The organism is Streptococcus sp. HMSC072D03 (assembly GCF_001812855.1).
GTDB lineage: Bacteria > Bacillota > Bacilli > Lactobacillales > Streptococcaceae > Streptococcus > Streptococcus salivarius_D.
On the sequence record NZ_KV810648.1, the window covers coordinates 1 to 251 of the forward strand.

Consider the following 251-nt stretch of genomic DNA (forward strand, 5'->3'; position numbering starts at 1 on the left):
TATTGAGATATTGGGGTAAAATTATAGGTCTTTCCTGTCATCATTTTTACCAATTTTTTGATATTTAGACACGCTAAAGTAAGCCCAACCTTATCTTCCATTTTGGACTTTCCTTTTTCTCTGGTATAACGTAAGTTATGATATTCTTTAGCTGTTCCGAATAACCGTTCTATCGTTTCTTTACGGTGTTGATACCGTTCTTTCATACCACTTTGATGGCGAATATCTTCACAGACTTCTAGGGCATCTTT

The 251-nt window shown here is 35.1% G+C and carries 1 protein-coding gene; it reads right to left on the reverse strand.

The genetic code is table 11. The features are described from left to right. Window positions 1-251: transposase (locus HMPREF2877_RS04010; protein WP_176745183.1), on the reverse strand; the 251-nt coding region annotated here is incomplete at both ends.